This window comes from Pleomorphochaeta sp. DL1XJH-081, assembly GCF_049310885.1.
Classification (GTDB): Bacteria; Spirochaetota; Spirochaetia; order Sphaerochaetales; family Sphaerochaetaceae; genus CAYZJV01.
In genome coordinates, this window is sequence record NZ_JBMDYO010000020.1 from 1 (window position 1) to 1900 (window position 1900).

The 1900-nt window shown below is 50.2% G+C and carries 1 protein-coding gene; it reads left to right on the forward strand.

The window, feature by feature from the left end:
- Nucleotides 1–472: 472 nt before the first annotated feature.
- Nucleotides 473–1828 carry a group II intron reverse transcriptase/maturase gene (gene ltrA, locus ACODJP_RS13705; RefSeq protein WP_422482452.1) on the forward strand — a complete coding sequence of 452 codons (1356 nt, stop codon included), beginning with the start codon at nucleotides 473–475 and terminating at the stop codon, nucleotides 1826–1828.
- The last annotated feature ends 72 nt before the right edge of the window (nucleotides 1829–1900 follow it).

Sequence of the window (1900 nt, forward strand, 5' to 3'; positions counted from 1 at the left end):
TTTTCTGTATGACGGGCATGTCATCATCCTTGGGTGAAAATCCCAAGGGGCGTAGTTGCCGACGAACCCGATAGCGACTTGCAAGTTTCACATCGCGAGGTGTGGGAGAGAAGAAGCAATAGCGAAATCGTGGCCCGACGGACAGAAACCTGATAGTAGGCGCATAGGACGGACAAGCTGGCAGAAAGCAGTGAAATCCAAAAGGCAATGTAGTCCTAGGCGTAAATCAGGCGGGTAAACGAGGAAAGAATGATGGCTTATCCCGTGAGGTCTCCACAGCGTACGAGGCTGCAATATCGCTTATGACGACGTAGTAACAACGAATGTGGAGAAGTCAGCAGAGGCCATAGTAGTGGTTCAGGAAAGAGTCGCGAAGGGCCGAACAATCAAATACCTTTCGAAACGGGAAGGTCCTTCTGTAAATCCGAACGGTGAGAGCCTACTAGAGATAATACAGGCAGGGAGGGAAACTATGAGAAAGGAAGACAGGTCAAGACCGAACACAGAACTGTGTGAACAACTGATTTCCTTCACGAACATCCAGCAAGCGGTGAAGAAGGCGATGCAGAACAAGGGTTCTGCGGGCATCGATGGTATGGGAGTGCAAGAACTCCCGGGATGCTTTGAAGCTCACTGGATAGAAATTCGTGAACAGATTGTCACCCGGACGTACAAACCCCAACCGGTACTTCGCGTAGAAATACCGAAGGATAACGGGGGAGTACGTCTGCTTGGAATACCCGCCGCAGTGGATCGGGTAATCCAACAGGCGCTGGTTCAAGTATTGACTCCCGTATTCGAACCGACATTCAGTGAGTTCAGCTTTGGCTTCAGGCCGGGCAGGAGTGCAGAAGACGCGGTTCGGCTCGCCCAGACCTACATGTCCGAAGGATACAAACACGTAGTTGATTTGGATCTGTCCAAGTTCTTTGACACAGTGAACCACGACATATTGATGGGACTGATAGACAAGTACATGGACGACAAGGATGTGAGGAGACTCATCTACGTATTTCTGAAAAGCGGAGTGATGACCAACGGAAGCATGCTTGCCACAGCGCTCGGGACTCCACAGGGAGGGCCACTGTCGCCACTGCTTTCAAACATCTACCTTACCCCCTATGACAGGGAGCTGGAACAAAGAGGGTTACGATTCGTGAGATACGCTGATGACTGCAACATATTCACTAAAAGTAAGATGTCATCGTACCGAGTGAGAGACAATGCGAAAAGTTATCTAGAAAGGAAGCTGAAGCTGAAAGTGAACAGGGAGAAGACGGAAGCAAGGAGAGCTTACGGTTCCACGTTTCTGGGATTTATGTTCATGAGCTACGGGCAAAGGGGGAAACTGGGAAGGACCGTACCCCAAAAGAAGAAGCTGAAGAAGCTCGAGGATCGGATACGACTGGTCACGAAACGTAATCGTGGAGTCAGTATTGAAGTGGTCATCAGGGAGCTGAACAGTGTACTGAGGGGATGGATCGGGTACTTCGCAAGAAGTGCCATCAAGAACTACCTCACGCACCTGATGGAGTGGATACGGAGGCGGGTTCGCCAGTATCTATGGAAGCAGTGGAGGAACGGCAGGAACCGGAAGCATCGACTCAGACAACTGGGAATTGCGGAATGGCAACTCGCGAAATGGAAACTGGGAAGCAACTCATACTGGAAGATGGCTGGTGCTATTAGCTTAGTCCTGAATAATAGAATTATTCACACACAGTTTAATCTGGTGGATGCAGTGGGCTACTATGAGAAGCTCCATGCGAAACGCATGGAGCATGATGGTATTGTACTCGATTGGCGGTACAATAGTCTATTTGGTTGAACCGCCGTATGCCGAACGGCATGTACGGTGGTGTGAGAGGTTGGGACCTAGCGGTCCCCGCCTACTCGATTT

Coding starts and splice junctions, on each gene's coding strand:
- ltrA (WP_422482452.1), top strand. CDS start 473: ATGAGAAAGGAAGACAGGTCAAGACCGAACACAGAACTGTGTGAACAA.